The organism is Streptomyces sp. NPDC048295 (assembly GCF_040652135.1).
Taxonomy (GTDB): domain Bacteria; phylum Actinomycetota; class Actinomycetes; order Streptomycetales; family Streptomycetaceae; genus Streptomyces.
The window spans coordinates 458,594-482,228 of sequence record NZ_JBEZLL010000001.1; the positions used below are offsets into that span (position 1 = coordinate 458,594).

Below are 23,635 nucleotides of genomic sequence, written 5' to 3' on the forward strand. Positions count from 1 at the left end.
CAGAGCAGGAAGCCATGTCCCTTTCCCGCAGAAACTTCGTCATCGCCACGTCGGTCGCGGCCGGCGGTTCGATGGTCCTCTCCGCGTGCAGCAGCGGCAGCACGACCAAGAAGGGCGGCGGCGCCGGACACGGCGGTGCCGACAAGTACACCGGCGCGGTCGTGGTCGGCACGAAGGCCGACTCCACGGGTCCGGCCGCCGAGATACCGGGGGCGAAGAAGGGCGGCACGATCCGCGGCATCGCCCCGGACGACTTCTCGCACCTGGACCCGCAGCGCATCTACTTCTCGTGGAACTCCGCGGTCGGTGACCTCTTCATCCGCTGCCTCACCGGTTACAAGATCGCGGCGGACGGCTCGATGAAGCTGGTCGGCGACCTCGCCACCGACGCGGGCACCATGTCCGACGGCGGCAAGACCTGGACCTTCACCCTGAAGGACGGTCTGAAGTGGGAGGACGGCAAGGAACTCACCATCGAGGACGTGCGCCACGGGATCGAGCGCGGCTTCGCCAGCTTCACCACCGAGGGCGCCGGCTACGCCCAGACCGCGCTGACCGGCACGGCCGACTTCCGCTCGAAGTACAAGGGCCCGTTCGGGGGCAAGCACCTCGACTCGGTCGTGACCGATGACAAGGCCAAGACGATCACCTTCAAGCTGGCCGAGGCCCGCCCGGACCTCAACTTCACCCTGGCGATGACCTCCTACGGTGCCGTCCCGGTCAAGGGCGACACCAAGGAGAAGTACGACAAGGACCCGATGAGCTGCGGTCCGTACCGGATCAAGGCGCACTCCATCGACAAGTCGATGACGCTGGTCCGCAACCCGCACTGGGACCCCAACCTGGACTCGATCCGCAACGCCTACCCGGACAGCTTCGTCTACGAGTTCGGCCCCGAGTCCCTTCAGGCCGCCGACCGTCTGATCGCCGACGACGGCGACGACAAGTACGCGGTCATGGCGTACAGCGGTGTCCCGGCCGAGCGCATCCAGAAGGTCCTCACCGACCCCGAGCTGAAGAAGCGCACCTTCAACGGCCTGCTGACCGGCATCTACTACTACGCGATCAACACCAAGCGGATCACCGACCTGAAGGTCCGTCAGGCACTGATCCACGCCTGGCCGCTGGAGCAGATCCGCAAGATCTACGGTGGCCCCTCGGCCGGTGACTACGCGACGTCCATCCTGAGCCCCGACATCCTCGGCTACGCCAAGGACGACGTCTACGGCAAGCTGAAGAAGCCGCAGGGCGACCCGGAGGCGGCGAAGAAGCTGCTGAAGGAGGCCGGCAAGGAGGGCCAGAAGGTCGTCTACGCCTTCCCCACGAGCAACACCTACAACAAGACCAAGGTCGTCATCGAGAACGCCCTCAAGGCGGCCGGCTTCACCCCGGTCATGAAGCCGCTGGACTCCACCAGCTACTACGACCAGATCCAGCAGATCGACAACCAGTTCGACGTGATGTGGTTCGGCTGGTCCCCGGACTGGCCCACCGGTTACACGCTGATGCAGCCGCTGTTCGACGGCGGCACCATCGCCAACGGCGCCAACAACATCTCGCAGCTGAACGTCGACTGGGTCAACGAGGCGATCAAGAAGAACGTCGTCATCGCCGACCCGAAGGAGGCCGGCAAGGCCTGGGCCGCGCTGGACAAGCGGATCATGACGGAGGAGGCGCCGATCATCCCCGAGACGTTCCAGCGCCGTTTCTACCTCTACGGCGAGAAGGTCGGCGGCGCGATGTTCCACCCGCAGTACTCCTCGGCCATCTTCTACAAGCTGTTCGTGAAGGCCTGACGCCGACACTCCTGAGGCGGGGCGCCCCTGCGGCGCCCCGCCCGCTCCACTCCCCCTCGTCGGCGTCTGCCAGGGAAATCCATCGCCATGTTCCGCTTCCTCATCCGCCGGGCAATCGGCGCACTGGTCATCCTGCTGATCATCAGTGCCATCACTTTCGTCCTCTTCTACGTCGCGCCCCGCGACCCAGCTCGTGTGGCCTGCGGCAAGGTGTGCACGCCCGAGACGCTGGCACTGGTCAAGCGCAACCTCGGCATCGACGACCCGCTGCCGGTGCAGTACTGGCACTGGCTGCAGGCGGTGTTCGTCGGGAGGGACTACTCGTCGTTCGGGCACTGCCCCGCGCCGTGCCTCGGCTACTCCTTCCACAACCGCGAGCCGGTCCTCGGCACCATCCTGGACCGCTTCCCGACGACGCTCTCCCTCTCCCTCGGCAGCGCGTTCGTCTTCGTGATCTTCGGTGTGGGCACCGGCATGCTCGCCGCGGTCAAGCAGGGCAAGACGCTGGACAAGGTGGCGTCCTCGGCGTCGCTGATCGGCTCCTCGATGCAGATCTACATCGTCGGCGTCGTCGCCATGTACTACCTCGCGGACCAGTGGCACATCCTGAGCCGGCCCAAGGAAGTCCCCTTCACCGAGAACCCGGCCGGTTGGGCCTCCGGGCTGCTGCTGCCCTGGCTGGTGCTGGCGCTGATCTTCACCGCCAACTACACCCGTATGGCACGCTCCCAGCTCGTCGAGACGCTGAGCGAGGACTACGTACGCACCGCACGCGCCAAGGGCCTCTCCCGGCGGACGGTGTTCTTCAGATTCGCCTGGCGTGGGGCCATGGGCCCGATCGTCACCATCTTCGGCCTCGACATCGGTGTGCTGTTCGGCGGCGCGATCATCACCGAGAAGACCTTCGGCCTGCACGGCATCGGCGCGCTCTCCGTCAAGGCGGTGAACGACAACGACCTGCCCCTGCTGCTCGGAGTCGTCCTGGTCGCGGCAGGAGCGATCGTCGTCTTCAACATCATCGTCGACGCGTTCTACGCCCTCATCGACCCGCGCGTCCGCCTCGCCTAGGGAGAGATCCAGTGAGCACCCCCTTCCTCTCCGTACGCGATCTGCGCGTGCACTTCTCCACCGAAGACGGCATGGTCAAGGCCGTCGACGGGCTGTCCTTCGACATCGAGAAGGGCAAGACGCTCGGCATCGTCGGCGAGTCCGGTTCCGGCAAGTCCGTCACCAACCTGACCATCCTCGGCCTGCACCACCCCGACCACACCGAGATCGAGGGCGAGATCCTGCTCGACGGGCAGGATCTGCTGAACGCCTCGGAGCGGGAGCTGGAGCGGCTGCGCGGCAACAAGATGGCCATGATCTTCCAGGACTCGCTGGCCTCGCTCTCGCCGTACCACACCATCGGCCGGCAGATCGGCGAGACGTACCGCAAGCACACCGGCGCCTCCAAGCGGGAGGCCCGGTCGCGGGCGGTCGAGATGCTCACCAGGGTGGGCATCCCGCAGCCCGATCTGCGGGTGGACGACTATCCGCACCAGTTCTCCGGCGGTATGCGCCAGCGCGCGATGATCGCCATGGCACTGGTCTGCGACCCGGAACTGCTGATCGCGGACGAGCCGACCACCGCGCTGGACGTCACCGTGCAGGCCCAGATCATGGATCTGCTCAAGGACCTCCAGCAGGAGACCGGCACCTCGATCATCTTCATCACCCACGACCTCGGCGTCATCGCCGACATCGCGGACGACGTGCTGGTGATGTACGGCGGGCGCTGTGTGGAGCGCGGCACGAAGAAGGAGGTGCTGCGGACCCCCCAGCACCCGTACACCTGGGGCCTGCTGGGTTCCATGCCGACCCTCGAAGGGCCGGTCGACGTACCGCTGTCGCCGATCCCCGGCTCGCCGCCGAGCCTCCTCAACCCGCCGACCGGCTGCCGCTTCCACCCCCGGTGCACGTTCACCGAGCAGGTCGGCGGCGAGCGCTGCGCGAGCGAGCAGCCGCCGCTGGAGCTCACCGCCGGACGCGGCGCCGCCTGCCACCTCACCGCCGGGCAGCGCGCCGAGTTCTTCGCGGACTTCGCCGGTATCCGGCCCAACTGACGTACAAGAGACGGGACTTCCCCACCATGAGCAGCAAAGACCCCCTCCTGGACGTCTCCGGACTCACCAAGCACTTCCCGATCAAGGGCGGCTTCCCGATCCGGCGGACGGTCGGCGCGGTCCAGGCCGTCGACGGGCTGGACTTCGGCGTCGCCGAGGGCGAGAGCCTGGGCCTGGTCGGCGAGTCCGGCTGCGGCAAGTCGACCACCGGCCGGCTGATCACCCGGCTCCTGGAGCCGACGGCCGGCACGATCTCCTACCGCGGGCAGGACATCACCCACGCCACCCGCAAGCAGCTGGCGCCGGTCCGCTCCGAGATCCAGATGATCTTCCAGGACCCGTACGCCTCACTGAACCCGCGGCAGACCGTCGGCAAGATCATCACCGCCCCGATGGAGATCAACGGCATCGACCCCGCCGGCGGCCGTGAGGCGCGGGTGCGGGAGCTGCTGGAGACCGTCGGGCTCAACCCGGAGCACTACAACCGCTTCCCGCACGAGTTCTCCGGCGGTCAGCGCCAGCGCATCGGGGTGGCCCGCGCGCTCGCCCTGGAGCCGAAGCTGATCGTGGCCGACGAGCCGGTCTCGGCGCTGGACGTGTCGATCCAGGCGCAGGTGGTGAACCTGCTGCAGAAGCTGCAGAAGGAACTCGGCATCGCGTTCCTGTTCATCGCCCACGACCTGGCGATCGTGCGCCACTTCTCGCAGCGCGTCGCGGTCATGTACCTCGGCAAGATCGTGGAGATCGCCGACCGCGAGGACCTGTACGGCAACCCGCGTCACCCGTACACCCGGGCACTGCTCTCGGCCGTGCCCGAGGCGACCGCCGACGACACGCCGGCCCGGGAGCGCATCCGCCTCGTCGGCGACGTGCCCTCCCCGGTCAACCCGCCCTCGGGCTGCCGCTTCCGCACCCGCTGCTGGAAGGCGACGGACAAGTGCGCGAGCGAGGCCCCGCCGCTGGTACGGGTGGAGGGCAGCCGGGAAGGCCATCTGACGGCCTGCCACCACCCCGAGGACGCACAGACCGTCCCGGCCCTCCCGAAGCCCCGTGACGCCTCGTCCCGGCCGAAGACCGACAAGACCACCGAGGACCCCGAGGCCGGGGCCTGACACCCCCACCCCGGCCCCCCGGGGCGCCTCGCGGACAGGGACCCGACCGGTCCCCGGACGCGGGGCTCCCCGGTCCCGCGGAGCCGAGCACGTGAGCCCACTGACCCGAGCCACCTGCGCGCCCGGCTCCGGGAAAAGGAAGAAGCGCCCGGAACCGATCGGTTCCGGGCGCTTCCGCGTCGTTCGGGCCGTGCTACGAGGCAGCGCCGACGACGTCCTTCTCCTCGGCGAAGTGGCAGGCCGACTCGTGCGCCGCGGGGGTGTCCGAGCCCTTGAAGCGCTCGGGGATCGCCAGCAGCGGCAGCTCCGTGGAGCACTTGTCCTGGGCCTTCCAGCACCGCGTACGGAAGCGGCAGCCCGACGGCGGGTTCGCCGGCGACGGGACGTCACCGGTCAGGATGATCCGCTCGCCGCGCTCACGGGCCTCGGGGTCCGGGACCGGGACCGCCGACAGCAGCGCCTGGGTGTAGGGGTGCGTCGGGTGGTCGTAGATCTCCGCGTCCGTACCGATCTCGGCCATCTTGCCGAGGTACATCACGCCGACCCGGTCGGAGATGTGCCGGACGATCGACAGGTCGTGCGCGATGAAGACATAGGAGAGGTTGAACTCGTCCTGGAGCTTCTCCATCAGGTTGATGACCTGCGCCTGCACCGACACGTCGAGCGCGGAGACCGGCTCGTCGCAGATGATGATCTCCGGGTTGAGCGCGAGGCCGCGGGCGATGCCGATGCGCTGGCGCTGGCCGCCGGAGAACTGGTGCGGGTAGCGGTTGATGTACTCCGGGTTGAGGCCGACGACGTCCAGCAGTTCCTGGACCCTGGCCCGCCGGTCGCCCTTCGGGGCCACCTCGGGGTGGATGTCGAAGGGCTCGCCGATGATGTCGCCGACCGTCATGCGCGGGTTCAGCGAGGTGTACGGGTCCTGGAACACCATCTGGATGTTCCGGCGGACCGCCTTCAGCGCGCGGCCGGACAGCCGGGTGATGTCCTGGCCCTTGTAGAAGACCTCGCCGGACGTGGCCGTCTCCAGCGCCATCAGCAGCCGCGCGACCGTGGACTTGCCACAGCCGGACTCGCCGACGATGCCGAGCGTCTCGCCCTGGTAGAGGTCGAAGGAGACCCCGTCCACGGCCTTGACCGCGCCGACCTGGCGCTTGAAGAGGATGCCCTGGCTCAGCGGGAAGTGCTTGACCAGATTGCGCACCTGGAGGATCGGCTCACCGCGCTCCACCGGGGCCTCTATGGCCGCGACCGCCGCCGACTCGTCGACGGCGTCGACCGTCACGACCTCGGTGACGTTCGGGGTGGCGTCCATGGAACCGTCCGTCTTGTCGAGCTCAGCCATGGATCGTCTCCTTCCAGAAGTGGCAGGCGCTGCCGCGTCCGGGCAGCTCGCTGCCGTCCTGCTCGGAGACCGGCACCAGGGCCGGGATCTCCGTGCGGCAGATGTCCTCCGCCTTGGGGCAGCGGGGGTTGAAGGCGCAGCCGGACGGAATCTTGAGCAGGTTGGGCGGCAGGCCCTTGATCGCGTAGAGCTCCTGGCCCTTCTGGTCGAGGCGCGGGATCGAGTCGAGCAGACCGCGGGTGTACGGGTGCGCGGGCCGCTTGTACAGCTCGTGCACCGGTGCGGTCTCGACGATCCGGCCCGCGTACATGACCGCGATCTTGTCCGCGACGTCGGCGACGACGCCGAGGTCGTGGGTGATCAGGATCAGCCCCATGTTGAACTCGGTCTGGAGCTCCTTGAGCAGGTCCATGACCTGCGCCTGGACCGTCACGTCGAGCGCGGTGGTCGGCTCGTCCGCGATGATCAGGTCCGGCTCCAGCGCCAGCGCCATGGCGATCATGATGCGCTGGCGCATACCGCCGGAGAACTGGTGCGGATAGTCGCCGACCCGCTGCTTGGCGGCGGGGATCTTGACCCGCTCCATCAGCTCGATGGCCTTGAGCTTGGCCTGCTTCTTGGAGAGTCCCTGGTGGACACGGAACATCTCGCCGAGCTGGTAGCCGACCGAGAGCACGGGGTTGAGCGAGGAGAGCGCGTCCTGGAAGATCATCGCGATCTTCTGGCCACGGATCTTCCGCCGCTCCTCGTAGCTCATGGTGAGCATGTCCTGGCCGCGGTACAGGATCTGGCCCTGCGGGATCTTGCCGGGCGGCATGTCGAGAATGCCCATGATCGCCTGAGCGGTCACGGACTTGCCGGAACCGGACTCACCGAGCACGGCCAGGGTCTCGCCCGAGTCGACGCTGTAGTTCACACCGTTGACGGCCTTGGCGACACCGTCACGCGTGTGGAACTCCACGTGCAGGTCGCGCACATCGAGGAGCGGTGCGTCGTCGGACCCCCCGGCGCGGGGCGCCGGGATGTCTGCTGTCTTGTCCATGATGGTCACGTCGTACGCCCTCCTCAGCGCAGCTTCGGGTCGAGGGCGTCGCGTACCGCGTCGCCCAGCATGATGAACGCGAAGACCGTGAGGCTGAGCATTCCTGCCGGGAACAGCAGCGCGTGCGGGTTGTCCCGGATGGCCTGGCTGCCCTCGGCGATGTCGATGCCCCACGAGATCGTCGGGTCCGCGAGCCCGAGTCCGAGGAACGAGAGCGTCGCCTCGGCCGAGATGTACCCGCCGAGCGCGATGGTGGCCACGACGATCGTCGGGGCGAGCGCGTTCGGCAGGACGTGCCGGAAGAGGATCCGCGGGGTGCCGGCGCCGAGCGCGCGCGCCGCCGTCACGTAGTCCGCCTGCTTGGCGGTGATCACGGAGGCCCGCATCACACGGCAGATCGAGGTCCAGCCCAGGAAGGCCAGGGCCAGGATCACCACGTACACCTTGCGGTCGGTGAAGGCGTTCAGGACGACCATCGCGCCGAGCAGGAAGGGGATGCCGAAGAAGATGTCGGTGACCCGGGAGATGATCGAGTCGAGCCAGCCGCCGAAGTATCCGGCCAGCATGCCCAGCAGCCCGCCGACCAGGGTGACCGCGGCGGTGACGCCGACGCCGACCAGGATCGAGGCGCGGGTGCCGTAGATGACACGCGCGTAGATCGAGCGCCCCTGGCCGTCGTAGCCGAACCAGTCGGCCTGGAAGAAGTGCCCCAGTTCCGGCTTGGTCAGGAAGTGGTTGGTCAGGTCGCCGTCGCGCGGGTCGGCACCGGTGAAGAGTCCCGGGAAGGCCGCGATGATCAGCAGGAGGAGCAGCAGGATCGAGGAGATCCAGAACATCGGGCGGTGGCGCAGGTCGAACCAGGCGTCACCCCAGAGGCTGCGCGGCTTGCCCTGCTCCTTGTGGCCGTCGGCGGCCGAAGGCGCGGCGGTGGCGTCCACCACCGCTTCGGTCTTGGTCTCGGTGACGTCAGGCATACCGGATCCTCGGGTCCAGGACCGCGTACAGCAGGTCGACGAGCAGGTTGATCACAAGGATGACGAGGACGAAGACCGTGACGACGCCGACGATCGTCGAACCCTCGCGCTGCTGCAGCGCCTTGAAGAGCAGGTTTCCGACACCCTGGACATTGAAGATGCCCTCGGTGACGACCGCGCCGCCGATGAAACCGCCGACGTCCGTACCGAGGAACGTGACGACCGGGATCAGCGAGTTGCGCAGCAGGTGGACACCGATGATGCGGCGCCGCGGCAGGCCCTTGGCCATCGCGGTACGCATGTAGTCGGCGCGCAGGTTCTCCGCGAAGGTGGTGCGGGTCAGCCGTGCCACGTACGCCATGGAGAGCATGGCCAGCACGAAGCCCGGCAGGAACAACTGCGCGTAGTCCGTGGAGTCCTGGACGTTCGGTGCCACCCAGCCGAGCTGGTCCGCGAGGACGAAGCGGGCGAGGAAGCCGAGCACGAACACCGGGATCGAGATGACGATCAGGGTGAAGATCAGTACGCCGGTGTCGGCGGCCTTGCCGGCCCGCAGACCTGCCCAGGCACCGAGCCCGATACCGACGATGATCTCGATGAGCATCGCCACGGCGGTCAGCCGCAGGGTCACCGGGAAGGACTCGGACATCTCGTCGATGACTTCGCGACCACCGAAGGTCTTGCCGAAGTCGCCCTGGAAGAGATTGCCCATGTAGTCGATGTACTGCTTCCACAGGGGCTGGTCGAGCCCGAACTCATGGCGCAGCGACGCGACCTGTGCGGGGTCTGCCGCCTTGTCTCCCCACATCGCCCGGATTGGGTCGCCGGGAAGGATGTGGACCATGAGGAAAATAATCAGAGTGGTCCCGATGAATACCGGGATCATCTGGAGCAGTCGCCTTGCGACGTAACGCCCCATCATGCCTCCATGCCGTGAGGGGTCGGCGATGGCCTTGTCAGAGTGGTCTCCGCCGCGGGGTGTGGGGGGAGAGCCCCGGGGCCGACGCCTACGGGCCGGTTCCGCCGCCCCCGGAGAGGAGCGGCGGAACCGGCCGTCGGATCCCGAAAGTTACTTCTTGGCCTTGACCTGGACGTCGGTGAAGATCGGGTCGCCGTCCTGGCCGTAGACGATCTTGCCGAACACGTTCGTCGACTGGCCGGAGTTGACCTTGTAGAACCACAGCGGGATGGCCGGCATGTCGTTCTTCAGGAGCTGCTCGGCGTCCTGGTACATCTTGACGGTCTCGTCGAGCGTCTTCGCCTTGTCGGCCTTCGCCGCGAGGGCGTCGAACTCCTTGTTGGAGTAGCCCGAGGTGTTGCCCGCGGCGGTGGAGCCGTACAGGTCGCGCATGAAGTTCGAGTTGACCGGGTAGTCGAGCACCCAGCCACCGCGGTACATGGACTTGACCTGGTGGTTGTCACGGGCGTTCAGGTCGGCCTGGAAGTCGGGCTTGGAGTCGCCCACGCACTCGACGCCGGTCGCCTTGCGGATGCTGTTGCAGACCGCGTCGACCCACGGCTTGTGGGACTGGTCGGCGTTGAACTGGATCGAGATCTTGTTGCCCGGGACGCCGCCGCCGTCCTTGATGAGCTTCTTCGCCTCGGCCGGGTTGTACTTCACGATGTCGCCGAGCGCGCCGGGCTTGTAGCCGAGCACACCGCGGGCGACGAACGAGTCGGCCGGGGTACGGGTGCCGTGCAGCACGGTCTTGGTGATCGTGTCACGGTCGATCGCCATCGACAGACCCTGGATGACCTTGGGGTCGATGTTCTTGAACTGCTTGGTGTAGAACGCCGGGACGATCGACTGCACCGCGGAGTACTCGGCGTCGATGGCACGGTCGCCGAGGTCCTGCTTGTAGCTGGTGAGCGACGTCGTCGGGATCTGCTCGATCCAGTCGAGGTTGTTCGACCGCAGGTCCGAGTAGGCGGCGTCGGCGGTGGTGTAGTTCTTGAAGTCGATGCCACCGTTCTTGGCCTTGTTCGGGCCCTGGTAACCGTCGAACTTCCGGACCTTGATCAGCTTCTTGTGGTCCCACGAGACGAACTTGTAGGGACCGTTGCCGATCGGCTTCTGGCCGGCGGCGGCCGGGTCCTTGAAGAAGGACTCGGGCAGCGGCGCCCAGACGTCGTAACCCAGCTTGTACGCGAAGTACGAGACCGGACCGTTCAGGGTGATCGTGAAGGTGTTGTCGTCGACGATCTTCAGGCCGGACATCTTGTCGGACTTCGGCGCACCCTTCTCCGGGTGGACGTCCTCGTAGCCCTTGATGTCCTGGAACCAGCTGGAGTTGGTCTGGTTGTTCTTGACGTTGGCCGACCAGTTCCAGGAGTCCACGAAGGACTTGGAGGTGACCGTGGTGCCGTCGTGGAACTTCCAGCCCGGCTTGAGCTTGACGGTCCACACGGACGAGTCCGCGTTGGGCGTCACGGACTCGGCGTTCACGTAGACGAGCTTGCCGGTGCCGGGCTCGTAGTCGACCAGGCCGGAGAAGATGGTGCGCAGGACACGGCTGCCCTGGCTCTCCTTGGCGTTCGCCGGCTGGAGCGGGTTCTGCGGCTCGCCGAGCTGGGCGGTCAGGATCCCGTTCGGGTCCGCCTTGCCGGACTTCATGCCACTGTCACTGCCCTTGTCGTTACCACCACAGGCGGTCGCGGCCAGGGCGATGATGGCCGCTCCCGCGACCCACTTGGCGCTCTTGGCACCACGCATGGGTTTCCTCCTCATGAGTCCACTTTTGACTACAAGAAGGGCACTGGAGTGATACACCGACACCCCTGACGGTGATCGTTCAGTGCCCCTAGTGTGCTCGTGAGTCGGCACTCCCCACAGTGCGTGACCCATTGACCCGAGCTCAATGGAGCCAACTATTAAGTACGACCGGGCTGTAAACCACACTTAAAGGGTCTCGTTTTAACAACATCGAGGAAGCTCGATTGCCCGAAATCCGGACAAAGCGATCCCAGACAGACACCCTCGAAACGGACCGTTAACGCAGCTTTCGGAGAGCGACGATCGATATGCGGACGGATCGCCGGGGAAAACCACTGGACAGAGGCCTGATCGGCCTGCTTGACAATGCGCCATCGGCTCCGTGTGGTTGCTGAAGCAACACCGAATGCAACACCGGGTGCACCATCGTGCTCCCGGACGCCCCCCGGACGTCTCCCGCGCCATCGCACGACAAGGCCCGGCCTCCCGTCAACTGACGGAAGGCCGGGCCCCGTTGTTCATACGGGCGCACCCGGCGCCCGGTACTGGATCAGCGCTTGGCGCGCGACGCGGCGCGGCCGCGCTCCTTCTGGTCGAGGACGACCTTGCGGATACGGACCGTCTCCGGGGTCACCTCGATGCACTCGTCCTCGCGGCAGAACTCCAGGGACTGCTCCAGGGAGAGCTTGCGGGCCGGCACCACGTTCTCCGTGGTGTCGGCGGAAGCCGCACGCATGTTGGTGAGCTTCTTCTCCTTGGTGATGTTCACGTCCATGTCGTCGGCGCGGGAGTTCTCGCCGATGATCATGCCTTCGTAGACCTCGGTGCCGGCCTCGGTGAAGATGACACCGCGCTCCTGGAGGTTGACCATGGCGAACGGCGTCACGGAACCCGAACGGTCAGCGACCAGCGAGCCGTTGTGACGGGTGCGCAGCTCGCCGAACCACGGCTCGTGGCCCTCGAAGATGGAGTGCGCGATGCCCGTGCCGCGGGTCTGCGTCAGGAACTCGGTACGGAAGCCGATGAGACCGCGGGACGGAACGATCCACTCCATGCGGACCCAGCCCGAACCGTGGTTCGTCATGGTCTCCATACGGCCCTTGCGGGTCGCCATCAGCTGGGTGATCGCGCCGAGGTGCTCCTCGGGGGAGTCGATCGTCATGCGCTCGATCGGCTCGTGCGTCTTGCCGTCGATCTGCTTGGTGACGACCTCCGGCTTGCCGACCGTGAGCTCGAAGCCCTCACGGCGCATCTGCTCGACGAGGATGGCCAGCGCGAGCTCACCGCGGCCCTGGACCTCCCAGGCGTCGGGGCGCTCGGTGTCCAGGACGCGGAGCGAGACGTTACCGATCAGCTCGCGGTCCAGGCGGTCCTTCACCTGGCGGGCGGTGACCTTGTGGCCCTTGCCGCCCTTGCCGACCAGCGGCGAGGTGTTCGTACCGATGGTCATCGAGATGGCCGGCTCGTCGACCGTGATCAGCGGCAGCGCGATCGGGTTCTCGGGGTCGGCCAGGGTCTCGCCGATCATGATGTCCGGGATACCGGCGATGGCGCAGATGTCGCCCGGGCCCGCCACCTCGGCCGGCTTGCGGGTGAGCGCCTCGGTCATCAGGAGCTCGGTGATGCGGACGTTGGACATCGTGCCGTCGCGCTTGATCCAGGTGACGGTCTGGCCCTTGCGCAGCTCGCCCTGCTCGACGCGGCAGAGCGCGATACGGCCGAGGAAGTTGTCGGCGTCCAGGTTGGTGACGTGGGCCTGGAGCGGGGCGTCCTCGTCGTACTCCGGGGCCGGGACGTGCGCCAGGATCGTGGAGAAGAACGGCTCCAGGTTGTCGCTGTCGGCCGGGACGGTGCCGTCCTGCGGCTTGGTCAGCGAGGCGACGCCGTCACGGGCGCAGGCGTAGACGATCGGGAACTCGATCTGGTCCTCGTCCGCGTCGAGGTCCAGGAAGAGGTCGTAGGTCTCGTCGACGACCTCGGCGATCCGGGAGTCGGGGCGGTCGGTCTTGTTGATGCAGAGGATGACCGGCATCTTCGCGGAGAGCGCCTTGCGCAGCACGAAGCGGGTCTGCGGGAGCGGGCCCTCGGAGGCGTCGACCAGGAGCACCACCGCGTCCACCATCGACAGACCTCGCTCGACCTCACCACCGAAGTCGGCGTGGCCGGGGGTGTCGATGATGTTGATCGTGATCGGGTCCCCGCCGTCCTTGGGGTGATACTTCACCGCCGTGTTCTTGGCGAGGATCGTGATGCCCTTCTCACGCTCCAGGTCGTTCGAGTCCATCATGCGTTCGTCGAGGTTCTCGGCGGCGTGCGCGGCGAAGGCGCCGGCCTGCCTGAGCATGGCGTCGACCAGCGTGGTCTTGCCGTGGTCGACGTGGGCGACGATGGCTACGTTACGGATGTCGTGGCGCGTGGGCATGGGTGGCTTGCGCTTCTCTCGGATCGTGGGATCAGGCGTCTAAGTCGGTCTCAAGTCCTCGTACGCCCGCCGGGCGGACGCGCCACGGCTAGTCCAATGGTACGGGGCTGGCGCCGCCGCGGCTTCCCGGGCGAGATTTCCCGCCCCCGGGACCGGCCTCCGCCGGGTCCGCCGGGCCCGTGCCGACGGTGGTCGCACCCGTGCCGACGAGCACGGCCGCAACGGTGAAAGCCCGCGTCCGCCTCGCGTTCCTGCCCCGGTGGCCGGTTCTTCCGGTGGATTTCACCGGTGGCACGGCCGCGGCACGGCAGGCGGCGGAGGCGGACACGGGATCGCACGGCTTCGGAGGTGGGGCTCCGAAGCGGAATCTCCGGGAGAACCGGAGCAGGGCCTGTCGGTCGGATCAGGGGAGGACAGGCCCCGGGGGCTCCGGGGTGGGGGTCTCGGAGGTGGGGGGATTGAGCGGCCACCCGGGTCGACGGGCAGAAGCGACCTTGCCCGCCGGACAATCCGGCGGGCAAGGGATTTGAGCCAGTTCTGAGCTTCCGGCGCTGTTCTGACCTGCTGGTTCTTCCTCGCTACCGCAGCTTCTCGTATGTGTGCTTCTTCTGGTTCGCCGGGGCTCCGGCCGCCTGCGGGGCCTTGAAACCGATGTCCTGGTAGCGGGGTGCCCCGAGACCGAAGGCGCCGACGTTCACCAGCTTCCGGTTCGCCGCCACGAGCTGCGGGCGCTGATAGAGCGGAATCGATCCTGCGGCGGCCCAGATCCGGGCGTCGGCCTGCTTCATCAGATCCCGGGCGTTGCCCTCGTCCAGCTCCGAGACCGCTTGGTCGAAGAGCTGGTCGATGTGGTCCGTACCGACGCGGGTGTAGTTCTGCTCGACGAGCAGCGAGCCGTCGGTGGCGGGCACCGGCTTGGCGAAGATCGGACGGTCGTCGGTCGCCGGGTAGGCGGTCGCGGGCCAGGAGTACAGGGCCAGGTCGTAGTCGCCGGAGGCGATGTGGTCCTGGAAGTAGCTCTCGTCGGACACCTTGGTGATCTCCGTACGGATGCCGACCGAATCGAGCATCGCCGAGATCTTGTCCCCGACGCTGCGCAGCGGCTCCGCCCCGGGGCCGGACGGCAGGACGAAGCGCAGGGTCAGCGGCTTGCCGTCCTTGCCGAGCGGACCGCGGCGCCCGTCGGCCCCCTGCGCGGGGGCCGCGGTGCCCGCCGGCGCGTAGGCGCCGGCGGCGCCGCCCGGCCGCCTGTCCTGGGCGGAGACCCGGGCGGGCACGTCCTGCGACGTACCGGACTCGGAGAGGTATCCGGCCTGGCTCAGCAGGACGGAACGGTGGAACCCGGCCGCGGGGGCGGGGGCGAGTACGTGGGTGGCGGCGCCGCCCACCGGGTCGCCGTCGCCGCGGTGGTCGCCGTCGCCGGACCTGTCGCCGCCGGGCTTGTCGCCGTCGCCGGACTTGTCGTCGTCGCCGACGATGTACAGGCCGTCGTCGGGGGCGGACCCGTGCCGGTCCGCGGTGTCGCCGGCCTTGTCGTCCGTGCTGCCCGCCTTCCCGGCCGCCGGGCCCGCGCTCTTCTTCTCCGCGTCCTTCCCGCTCTTCTTCCCGGCCTCGCTGCCCGCCTTGGTGCCGTCCGTCTTGCTGACCGCGCCCTCCGGCGTCCAGCCCGCGTCGGCCAGCAGCGCCTGCGCCTCCTCGGTGTCCTGGCCGCCGAGCGCGTCGCTGCTGTCCTCGTACGCCGGCTGTCCGGCGAGGGCCAGGTGGCTGCCGAGCGGCCGGGCGGGCAGACCGAGCGGCCCCAGCACGGTGTCGACGAGCTCCTGGCGGTTCAGTGCACGGGCGACCGCCCGGCGCACACGGTCGTCGGCGAGCGGCCCGGACTCGCCGTTCAGCGCGAGCTGGGTGTAGGCGGGCTCCAGCGACTTGCGCACCACGTAGGCGCTCAGCCGGCCCTGCTCGGCGGCGTGCGCCTCGGCGGCGGCCCGGCTCTTCTCCCTGGCCGCCTGCGCGGCTGCGGCCTGCTCGGCGTCCGAGCCGTGTGCCTCGGCCCAGGAGCGCAGGGCGGCGGCCGGATCGGGCGCGGCGCCGGGGCCCTGGGCGAGCGGCTGCCCGTTCGCGGCCTTGCCGCCGGCCGCCTGCGTGATCCGGTGCGCGGCCGCGGCGTCGACATCGGCCACATCGACCTTGCCCGCGGCCAGCGCCGCGGCGCGGTCCTGCGGTGCCACGGCCCGGAAGACCAGTGAGTCGAGCTTGGCCGGACTGCCCCACCAGCGCGGGTTGCGGACCAGCGTGACCTCGCCCTTCTTCTTGTCCACCCCGCTCAGCCGGAAGGGGCCGGAGGTGGCCTTGAGGGTGGTCCGCGCCCCGTCGTTGAAAGCCTTCGGGGAGCCGGTCACCTCCTTCGGGTACAGCGGGGAGAACAGCGAGCGCCAGTCCCCGTACGGCTTGGCGAAGGTGACCCGTACCTCCAGGTCGTCGGCGCCGCGCTCGATCTTCTCGATGCGGTCGTAGCCGGCGTTGCGGGCGGTCCAGAACGCCGAGTCCCGGCCGCTCAGCGCCCGCCACTGGGCGACGAAGTCGGGCGCCCCGATCTCCCGGCCGTCGCTCCACACCGCCTGCTGGTTGAGCCGGTAGAGCACCACCTGCCTGGGCTCGGTCTCGACCACCTTCGCGGACTCCAGATAGTCCGGGTTCAGCTGCGGCCTGCCCTTGGCGTCCAGCGGGAAGAGCGTCGGCAGCAGGGCGCCGGTGATCCGGGTGGTGGAGCTGTCGGCGTCCGCCTGGAAGGTGTTGAGGGTGGCGGGCACGGAGTCGATCGCCCAGTCGACCGTGCCGCCCTCGGCGACCAGGTCACGGCCGGTGACCGCGATGTCCTGGGGTGCGAACCCGGCGGCGGAGCCGTCGTCGCCGGAGCTGCAGCCCGCCAGCACGGGGAGTGTCAGCACACCCGTCGCGAGGAGCGCGAGAGAGCGGCGCTTTCGGGCCGTCCCCCGCGGGACGCCGACGTGGGACATGGCTGATACCTCCGGGGCCGGCCCGGCCCACCCGTCAGCGGGTGTGCCGGATTGAGCGTTTTTGGTGGCATTTGCAGTTGATCACACTGGTTCCGTCCCTCCACTGAAAGCGCCCCCGCGCGAGAGGAGGCGCAGACACGGCGCGACGGCCCGAAACCTCACCCGTGCGGCGCAGCGGCCCCGGCTGCAGCGCCGCACGGGTGAGGAGGGCCGGCCCACGGGGACCGGCCCGGCCAGGAGGATCGGAGGCCACCTGGCGGGCTACCGGCCGAGCAGCGCCACGATCGCCTCCGTCGTGTCCGTCTCGGCCAGGCGCGGGAAGATCCTCTCGACGCTGTTGCGGTGGGCGTCGGCGTCCCTGTCGGTGACCGCGTCCGTGGCGATCGTGACGTGGTAGCCGTGCTCGTGCGCCGAGCGGGCGGTGGACTCGACGCCGACGCTGGTCGCGATGCCGGTGAGGACGATCTGGGTGACGCCCGCGCGGCGCAGCCGCAGGTCCAGGTCGGTGCCGTGGAAGGCGCCCCAGGTGCGCTTGGTGACCACGATGTCGCCCTCGCGCGGGCCGAGCTCGGGCACGATGTCGGCCCAGTCGGCGGGCAGCGCGCCGCCCGCTCCCGTCGACGTCTCGTTGCGTCCGGGCGCGCCGTCGACGACATGGACCAGGACGACCGGGAGGTCCTTGGCGCGGAAGGCGTCGGCGAGGGCGGCGGACTTTGCGACGACGTCGGCGGCGGGGTGGACGGCGTCCAGGCCGACGATGCCCTTCTGGAGATCGACGACGACCAGGGCGGTCTTCGGGTCGAGGGTGGTGGCGGTCACAGTGGTGCTCCTGGGTGGCGTGGGTGAACGGTTCGGTTCCGACGGGTGCGGGTCGGGGTGCGAGAGATACGGGAGTCGTGCCGGTCGTCAGTGCCCGGTCAGCCGGTCCAGCAGCTCGACGGCCTCGGCCACGGTGCGGCGCTCGGCGCCGTCGAGCTCGGCCGCCACGGCCCGGGCGAGCCAGTCGCGCTTGGCGGCCCGGACCTCGGCGAGTGCCGCGGCCCCGGACTCCGTGAGCGACATCACCGACTTGCGGCCGTCCGCCGGATCGGGTGCCCGCTCGACGAGCCCCTGACTCTCCAGCGCGCCGAGGGTCAGCCGCATGGACTGCGGACGCACGTACTCCGCACGGGCCAGCGCGGCCGTGGTGGCCGGCCCCTCCAGGTCGAGCCTGGCGAGCACCGAGCGCTGCGTCGGCGTGAGCAGACCCCCCGAGGACGTACTGCGCAGCCGCCGCAGCAACCGGCCGACCACGGCGGTGAGCCGGATCGCCAGCTGCTCGGCGTCCGGCTCGGCGGACGGGGCGGCGCGACGCCCGGCGGGGGTGGCTCCAGTCGGTTCCGGCATGCCCTCAACGTAAAAGATGCACAGGTCACCTTGCAAGGTTGCCTGTCATTCCATGGGACGGTCTTGCCCGTCACGCGGCGTGCGATCTAGGGTGAATGCGCTTTCAGAAGAGGGTCGGTACATGCAACAGCAGGTGCTTCGGTACAGAAGAAGAAGCGGACGGTCGGTCGAGTGAGCGCGCCAACGGTGTACGACGTCGCCGAGCGGTCGGGCGTCTCCATTGCCACGGTCTCGCGGGTCTACCGCACCCCCGATTCGGTACGCGCCCAGACCCGTGAGCGGGTCCTCGAAGCCGCCCGCCAGCTCGGTTACGTACCCAGCGGGAACGCCCGGGGCCTGGCCAGCCGGACCACCGGCGTGCTCGGGCTCTGCTTCCCCGACATGGCCGACCCCGACGCCGAGGCCGATGCGGAGGCCGACGCCGAGGCGGACAGCGACACCGACGACGCGGTGATGCTCTACTCCGACCAGATCATCCGCGGCATGGAGCGGGCGGCGCGGCGGCACGGCTACGCGCTGCTGATCGCCGCCTCGCTGGAGGGCGGTCCCGAGAGCCTCGTCGCGAAGGTCGCGGGGCGGGTCGACGGTTTCGCCGTGCTGGCGCAGACCGTGCCGACCGAGGACCTCGAAGTGATATCGCGCCGGCTTCCGGTGGTGATGATCGCCGGCCCCCGCGAGATCGACCATCTCGACCACATCGTCGTCGCCAACGCCGACGGCGAGCGCGAACTGGCCCGCCACCTGATCGAGGACCACGGGCTGCGCAGGCTCGCCTTCGTCGGCGGCGAGGCCGAGTCGCCGGACGCCGAGGCGCGGTTCCACGGCTTCCGCCAGGCGTGCCGCGAGGCCGGGCTCCCGGTGCCGGACGAGCCCGATCTGCGGGCCGAGATGATGACGCAGGCCGAGGGCGCGCGGGCCGCGGAGGCGCTGCTCGACCGGCCCGGCGAACGGCCTCAGGGGGTGCTCTTCGCCAACGACCAGATGGCGGTGGGCGCGCTGCGCGCACTGGAGCGGCGCGGGGTGCGGGTGCCCGAGGACATCGCGGTGACCGGCTTCGACGGGATTCCGCTGAGCCGGATCGTCCGGCCGCCGCTGACGACCGTGCGCCAGCCGATCCGCCGACTCGGCGAGCAGGCGGTGGAGCTGCTGGTGCAGCGGCTGGGCAACAGCGGCGCCGAGCCGGTCTCGCTCACGCTTCCCGTGTCCCTGATCCGCCGCGCCAGCTGCGGCTGCGGCTGACGGGAACCGGCCCGGGCGGGCCGGCCCCGTACCGCTCCTCAGGCCCGGCGGCCCAGCCGCTCACCGAAGAACCGCTGCCGGGCCGCCCGGAGCTCCGCCGCCTCCGCCGCAGTGCCCTCGTACTCGAAGTGCCCCGCGTCCAGCACCAGCAGCTCGTGCTCACCGGCCAGCGCGTTGTGCACGGCGAACTGCCCCGGCGGCGGCACCGAGGGGTCGAAGAGCGCCGCGGCCACCAGCGTGGGCGTCTCCAGCCGCGTCGCGGCCGTGGCGGCGTCGAAGTACGGCAGCACCTCGGTGACCCCGGGGTGGCCGACGCGGTACTCCCGCACCGCTTCCCCGCTGCCGATGCACGGCAGGGTGAGCCGGAGCGGGTGGTTGCCGAAGGTGGGCACCGTCAGCTGCCCGGCGCCGAAGCGGTCGTCCCAGGGCAGCGCCAGTGCGCCCAGCCCGCCGCCGAAGCTCTCCCCGAGGTACCCGAGCCCGGGGCCGCCCTCCCCCGGTGCCAGTTCCGGCACCAGTTCGCCCAGCGCCGAGGCCGCGCACCACAGGTCCGCCACGCAGTCGCCGATGACATACGTGTCGCGCGACTCGATGCCGTGCAGCACGTGCGCGGCGGACACGTCCGGGATGCCCGGGTGCAGTCCGCGTGACTTCATGCCCCGTACGCACGGCAGGATCGCCGCGGCCCGGGGCAGCGGCAGCGGCACGTCGGGGCCCGGCTCCTCCCGGCCGCCGTAGCCGTGTCCGATGACGAATCCGTACTCCGCCGGCCCCTCGACGGGCAGCGCCAGCCAGCCGCCGAGCCGCACCCCGCCCACCGAGGTGAAGGTCACGCCGTGGATCCGAACCCCGTCGCGCTCCTCCTCCGGCGGCCCGAGCTCCGGCTCCGTGGCGACCTTGCGGGCCTCCGCGTAGCGGGCCTGCCAGAAGGCGTCGAAGTCGTCCGGAGCGGCGGGAGCGGGGACGTCCAGCAGGTCTTTGAGCGTGTGCCCGTACGTCGGGTCGAAGGGGAAATCGTGTTCGAACGAAGCCATGACCCCGACCGTATCGGCCGCGTCCGCGGCGGTACAGGCCGTTGATCATGGAGCCCGCAGCGAAATCGGTCACATCATCCCCAATTTCGCAAACAACGCACTTACCGTGCCAAGTTGAACATTCAGATGTCCAGCACGTTGCACGAGTGTGACCTAGCACCCTCTTGCGGATTCCTGAATCTCTGCCGCAGAGTGATGTATGCGCTTACAGGCAGCGCATACATCCGGATTGCTCGAGGAGGAGCCCTCCATGTCCCGCACCGCCAGAAACGCCTCGATCGGTATCGCAGTCACGGCTGCGCTCACTCTCGGTCTCACCGCGTGCGGCAGCTCCGGTGGCGACGACGTCGCCGCGGACAAGAAGCAGACGCTCACTGTCTGGGCCATGGGGGCCGAGGGCGAGAAGCTCGCGGATGTGGCCAAGGTGTACGAGAAGGCCAACCCGAACATCACCGTCAAGGTGACTCCGGTCGGCTGGGACGTCGCCCACCAGAAGCTGGTCTCCGCGGCCGCCGCCGGCACGCTGCCGGACGTGGCGCAGATGGGCGGCAGCTACATGGGCGAGTTCGCCGAGCTCGGTGTGCTGGAGCCGGTCGACACCAAGACCTTCAACGAGAAGGACTACTTCCAGTCCGGCTGGAAGCAGGGCGAGGTCGACGGCCAGGCGTACGGCGTGCCGTGGTACGTCGACACCCGCGTCCTCTACTACCGCACCGACCTGGCCGAGAAGGCCGGCATCACCAAGGCTCCGACCAACTGGAAGGAGATGCAGGACCTCGCCACGGCCTACCAGAAGAAGGCCGGGACCAAGTGGGGCCTGTCCATCCAGCCCAGCGGCCTGGACACGGTGCAGAACTTCTACTCGTTCCTGTACTCGGCCGGCGGCGAGATCGTCAACGACAAGGGCGAGGCCGTCATCGACAGCCCCGAGGCCGTCAAGGCGCTCAAGGAGTACGGCTCGTACTTCGACAAGGGGCTCTCCAACAAGTCCGTGCAGCCCGGTTACGACGTGGTGAAGGACTTCGGCAACGGCCGCGTCCCGATGTTCTTCGGCGGCCCCTGGCACGTCACCCTGCTGAACGAGGGCCAGCCGCAGCTCAAGGGCAAGTGGGCGGTGGCCAACGTGCCCGCCGACAAGTCCTCCGTCTCCATGGCCGGCGGCTCCTCCCTGGTGATCTCCAAGGACAGTGGGCACAAGGCCGCCGCCACCGAGTTCATCAAGTACCTGACGGACACCAAGGGCCAGGCCGACTGGTACAAGCGCACCAAGGACCTGCCGGCCAACACCTCCGCGTGGACCTCCGGCGACCTCGCCGACGACACCAACCTCCAGGTGTTCAAGAAGCAGATGGACAGCGCCAAGGCGTCGCCGTCGCTGTCCAACTGGACCGAGATCACGGACAAGGTCGACCAGGCCATCGCCAAGGTCACCCAGGGCAAGGCGTCCGCCGAGGACGCGCTCAAGACGGCCCAGTCCCAAATCGAAGGCCTCGTGAAGTAGGAGTCATGCGCACCATGACCTCAAAGGCCGCGCAGACGGCCAAGGTGCAGGCCGGGCCGGGGACCTCCGGGTCCCCGGCCGCCGGGCCCGCGGGTCGGCGGGGCCGGCGCAAGTCGATGGGCGTGCAGAACGTGGCCGGCTGGCTGTTCTCCACTCCCTTCCTCGTCCTGTTCCTCGTCTTCATGGCGTTCCCGATCGTCGCCACCCTGGTGATGAGCTTCACCGACTTCGGGCTGCGCAATGTCACGCACCCGATGGACGCGAACTTCATCGGCTTCGAGAACTACGTCAAGCTGTTCAGCGACGACAAGTTCCTCAAGTCGCTGTTCAACACGGCGTACTTCGTGGTGATCGGCGTACCGCTGACGATCTTCCTCGGGCTGGTCGTCGCCGTACTGCTGAACAACGGCATCGACCGGGCGCGGACCTTCTTCCGCGTCGGCTTCTACGCCCCGGTGGTCACGACCATCGTCGCGGTCGCCGTGGTCTGGCGGTTCGTGCTCGACCCGAGCGACGGGCTCATCGCGGGGCTCTTCTCCGAAGTGGGCCTCACCTCGCCCGACTTCCTGGGCTCCGAGACGCTCGCCATGCCGTCGATGATCGCGATGGCGGTCTGGCGCAACCTCGGCACGGTCATGGTGCTCTTCATCGCGGGTCTGCAGGCCATCCCCACCGAGGTGCGGGAGGCCGCGCGGCTGGACGGTGCCGGTGTCTGGCAGGAGTTCAAGGGCATCACCGTGCCCCTGCTGCGGCCCACGCTGCTCTACGCCACGGTGATCACGACCATCGGTTACCTCAATGTCTTCGAGGAGCCGTTCGTGATGACCCAGGGCGGTCCCTCGGACTCCACGCTCACCGTCTCGCTGAACATGTACCGCGAGGGCTTCAACTTCTTCCACATGGGCTATGCGAGTGCCATGGCGTATGTCCTCTTCGTAGTGATCATGGGCATCACGGTGCTGCAGCTCCGACTGCTGAAGGACAACACGAAATGAGCGCCACCAGTGCACCGGGCGCCGTCTCGACGGCGCCGTCGAAGAAGCCCGGGGACACGCGGCCGTCCGTACCGAAGAAGGCCCGCAACCCGAAGCGCGTCCTGGTCTACGTCCTGCTGTCGGCCGGCCTGCTGATCATGTCGGCGCCGTTCCTGTGGATGGCGGTCTCGGCCTTCAAGACGCAAGCGGACCTGACGGCCAGCCCGCCCGTGTGGCTGCCGACCGAGTGGACCCTGGAGAACTTCCGGGAGCTGCTCGACAAGCTCGATCTGCCGCTGTACTTCATGAACTCGGTGATCGTGGCGGTGCTGGTCACCGTCTCGAACCTGGTGTTCTGCTCGATGCTCGGGTACGCCCTGGCCAAGCTGAACTTCGCCGGCCGCAACAAGATCTTCGGCCTGGTGCTCGGCGCCCTGATGGTGCCCGGCAACCTGATGCTGCTGCCGCTGTTCGTGCTGATGAGCAAGTTGCAGCTGATCGACTCGTACGCCGGTCTGGTGCTGCCGTTCGCCGCCGGAGCCTTCGGGGTCTTCCTGATGCGGCAGTTCATGCAGTCGATCCCGGACGAGCTGCTGGAGGCGGCCCGGATGGACGGCGCCGGTGAGTGGTACATCTTCTGGCGCATCGTGATGCCGCTGGTGAAGCCCGCTCTGGCGACGCTGTCGATCTTCACCTTCCTGGGTTCCTGGAACAACTTCGTCTGGCCGCTCATCGCGACCAACGACCCCGACAAGTACACCCTGCCGGTCGCGCTGGCCACCTTCGCCACCGACCCCAACAAGGCGGGCGGCTCCAACGGCATGCTGATGGCGGGCTCCCTGCTGGTCGTCCTGCCCGTCGTGGTCCTGTTCATCGCGCTCCAGCGGCACTTCACCCAGGGCATCGCCACGGCCGGCATGAAGTAGGCCGGCCGGGCCCCGGCCCGCCGCCGCGGGCCACCGAAACGTACGAGGCCAC

18 protein-coding genes are annotated in these 23,635 nt (G+C 68.7%); 8 read left to right on the forward strand and 10 right to left on the reverse strand.

Going from position 1 to position 23,635, the window contains the following annotated elements:
- Window positions 1-14: 14 nt before the first annotated feature.
- The 4 genes from AB0D53_RS02015 (at window position 15) to AB0D53_RS02030 (ending at window position 5,013) form a co-directional block, all read left to right on the forward strand.
- Window positions 15-1,796: an ABC transporter substrate-binding protein gene (locus AB0D53_RS02015; protein WP_362438567.1), complete on the forward strand. Its 1,782-nt coding sequence runs from the start codon at window positions 15-17 to the stop codon at window positions 1,794-1,796.
- Window positions 1,797-1,883: 87 nt separating this feature from the next.
- Complete coding sequence (locus AB0D53_RS02020) at window positions 1,884-2,864, forward strand: ABC transporter permease (protein WP_362438570.1); 981 nt, start codon at window positions 1,884-1,886, stop codon at window positions 2,862-2,864.
- A gap of 71 nt (window positions 2,865-2,935) precedes the next feature.
- On the forward strand, window positions 2,936-3,901 hold the full coding sequence (locus AB0D53_RS02025; protein WP_362438830.1) for an ABC transporter ATP-binding protein: 966 nt from the start codon (window positions 2,936-2,938) through the stop codon (window positions 3,899-3,901).
- A 26-nt stretch (window positions 3,902-3,927) separates the two neighbouring features.
- On the forward strand, window positions 3,928-5,013 hold the full coding sequence (locus AB0D53_RS02030) for a dipeptide ABC transporter ATP-binding protein (RefSeq protein ID WP_362438573.1): 1,086 nt from the start codon (window positions 3,928-3,930) through the stop codon (window positions 5,011-5,013).
- Window positions 5,014-5,206: 193 nt separating this feature from the next.
- Here the strand turns inward: AB0D53_RS02030 and AB0D53_RS02035 are convergent, their stop codons facing one another.
- The 9 genes from AB0D53_RS02035 to AB0D53_RS02075 all read right to left on the reverse strand — a co-directional run bounded on the left by AB0D53_RS02035 (window position 5,207) and on the right by AB0D53_RS02075 (window position 17,909).
- The gene (locus AB0D53_RS02035; protein WP_329818062.1) at window positions 5,207-6,358 is read right to left on the reverse strand and encodes a dipeptide ABC transporter ATP-binding protein; all 1,152 of its coding nucleotides are present in this window, start codon (window positions 6,356-6,358) and stop codon (window positions 5,207-5,209) included.
- A complete protein-coding gene (locus AB0D53_RS02040) occupies window positions 6,351-7,409 on the reverse strand; it encodes an ABC transporter ATP-binding protein (RefSeq protein ID WP_362438576.1) in 1,059 nt (352 codons plus the stop codon). Before AB0D53_RS02040 ends, AB0D53_RS02035 begins: the two co-directional genes overlap by 8 nt.
- 14 nt (window positions 7,410-7,423) lie before the next feature.
- Window positions 7,424-8,374 (reverse strand): ABC transporter permease, encoded by a 951-nt coding sequence (locus AB0D53_RS02045; RefSeq protein ID WP_362438579.1) that lies wholly within the window; start codon window positions 8,372-8,374, stop codon window positions 7,424-7,426.
- Window positions 8,367-9,293 (reverse strand): ABC transporter permease, encoded by a 927-nt coding sequence (locus AB0D53_RS02050; protein WP_266414763.1) that lies wholly within the window; start codon window positions 9,291-9,293, stop codon window positions 8,367-8,369. The genes AB0D53_RS02045 and AB0D53_RS02050 overlap by 8 nt, the downstream gene beginning before the upstream one ends.
- A 150-nt stretch (window positions 9,294-9,443) precedes the next feature.
- A complete protein-coding gene (locus AB0D53_RS02055) occupies window positions 9,444-11,087 on the reverse strand; it encodes an ABC transporter substrate-binding protein (protein ID WP_362438583.1) in 1,644 nt (547 codons plus the stop codon).
- A 550-nt stretch (window positions 11,088-11,637) separates the two neighbouring features.
- On the reverse strand, window positions 11,638-13,509 hold the full coding sequence (typA, locus tag AB0D53_RS02060) for a translational GTPase TypA (RefSeq protein ID WP_362438586.1): 1,872 nt from the start codon (window positions 13,507-13,509) through the stop codon (window positions 11,638-11,640).
- Between the two features lie 578 nt (window positions 13,510-14,087).
- A complete protein-coding gene (locus AB0D53_RS02065) occupies window positions 14,088-16,523 on the reverse strand; it encodes an ABC transporter family substrate-binding protein (protein WP_362438589.1) in 2,436 nt (811 codons plus the stop codon).
- Window positions 16,524-16,784: 261 nt separating this feature from the next.
- Window positions 16,785-17,342, reverse strand: coding sequence for an isochorismatase family protein (locus AB0D53_RS02070; RefSeq protein WP_362438592.1), 558 nt, complete (start codon window positions 17,340-17,342; stop codon window positions 16,785-16,787).
- 87 nt (window positions 17,343-17,429) lie between these two features.
- Window positions 17,430-17,909 (reverse strand): MarR family transcriptional regulator, encoded by a 480-nt coding sequence (locus AB0D53_RS02075; protein WP_362438595.1) that lies wholly within the window; start codon window positions 17,907-17,909, stop codon window positions 17,430-17,432.
- 171 nt (window positions 17,910-18,080) lie between these two features.
- Between AB0D53_RS02075 and AB0D53_RS02080 the strand changes: the two genes are divergently transcribed.
- Complete coding sequence (locus AB0D53_RS02080) at window positions 18,081-19,148, forward strand: LacI family DNA-binding transcriptional regulator (RefSeq protein WP_362438599.1); 1,068 nt, start codon at window positions 18,081-18,083, stop codon at window positions 19,146-19,148.
- A gap of 38 nt (window positions 19,149-19,186) precedes the next feature.
- On the opposite strand, the gene AB0D53_RS02085 is transcribed toward AB0D53_RS02080, so the two are convergent.
- The gene (locus tag AB0D53_RS02085; RefSeq protein WP_362438601.1) at window positions 19,187-20,182 is read right to left on the reverse strand and encodes an acetylxylan esterase; all 996 of its coding nucleotides are present in this window, start codon (window positions 20,180-20,182) and stop codon (window positions 19,187-19,189) included.
- 250 nt (window positions 20,183-20,432) lie between these two features.
- On the opposite strand from AB0D53_RS02085, the gene AB0D53_RS02090 reads away from it, so the two are divergent.
- The 3 genes from AB0D53_RS02090 to AB0D53_RS02100 all read left to right on the forward strand — a co-directional run bounded on the left by AB0D53_RS02090 (window position 20,433) and on the right by AB0D53_RS02100 (window position 23,583).
- Window positions 20,433-21,683 carry a sugar ABC transporter substrate-binding protein gene (locus tag AB0D53_RS02090; protein WP_362438603.1) on the forward strand — a complete coding sequence of 417 codons (1,251 nt, stop codon included), beginning with the start codon at window positions 20,433-20,435 and terminating at the stop codon, window positions 21,681-21,683.
- Window positions 21,684-21,799: 116 nt separating this feature from the next.
- A complete protein-coding gene (locus AB0D53_RS02095; protein ID WP_362438833.1) occupies window positions 21,800-22,678 on the forward strand; it encodes a sugar ABC transporter permease in 879 nt (292 codons plus the stop codon).
- Window positions 22,675-23,583 (forward strand): carbohydrate ABC transporter permease, encoded by a 909-nt coding sequence (locus AB0D53_RS02100; protein WP_362438605.1) that lies wholly within the window; start codon window positions 22,675-22,677, stop codon window positions 23,581-23,583. Before AB0D53_RS02095 ends, AB0D53_RS02100 begins: the two co-directional genes overlap by 4 nt.
- Window positions 23,584-23,635 lie beyond the last annotated feature (52 nt).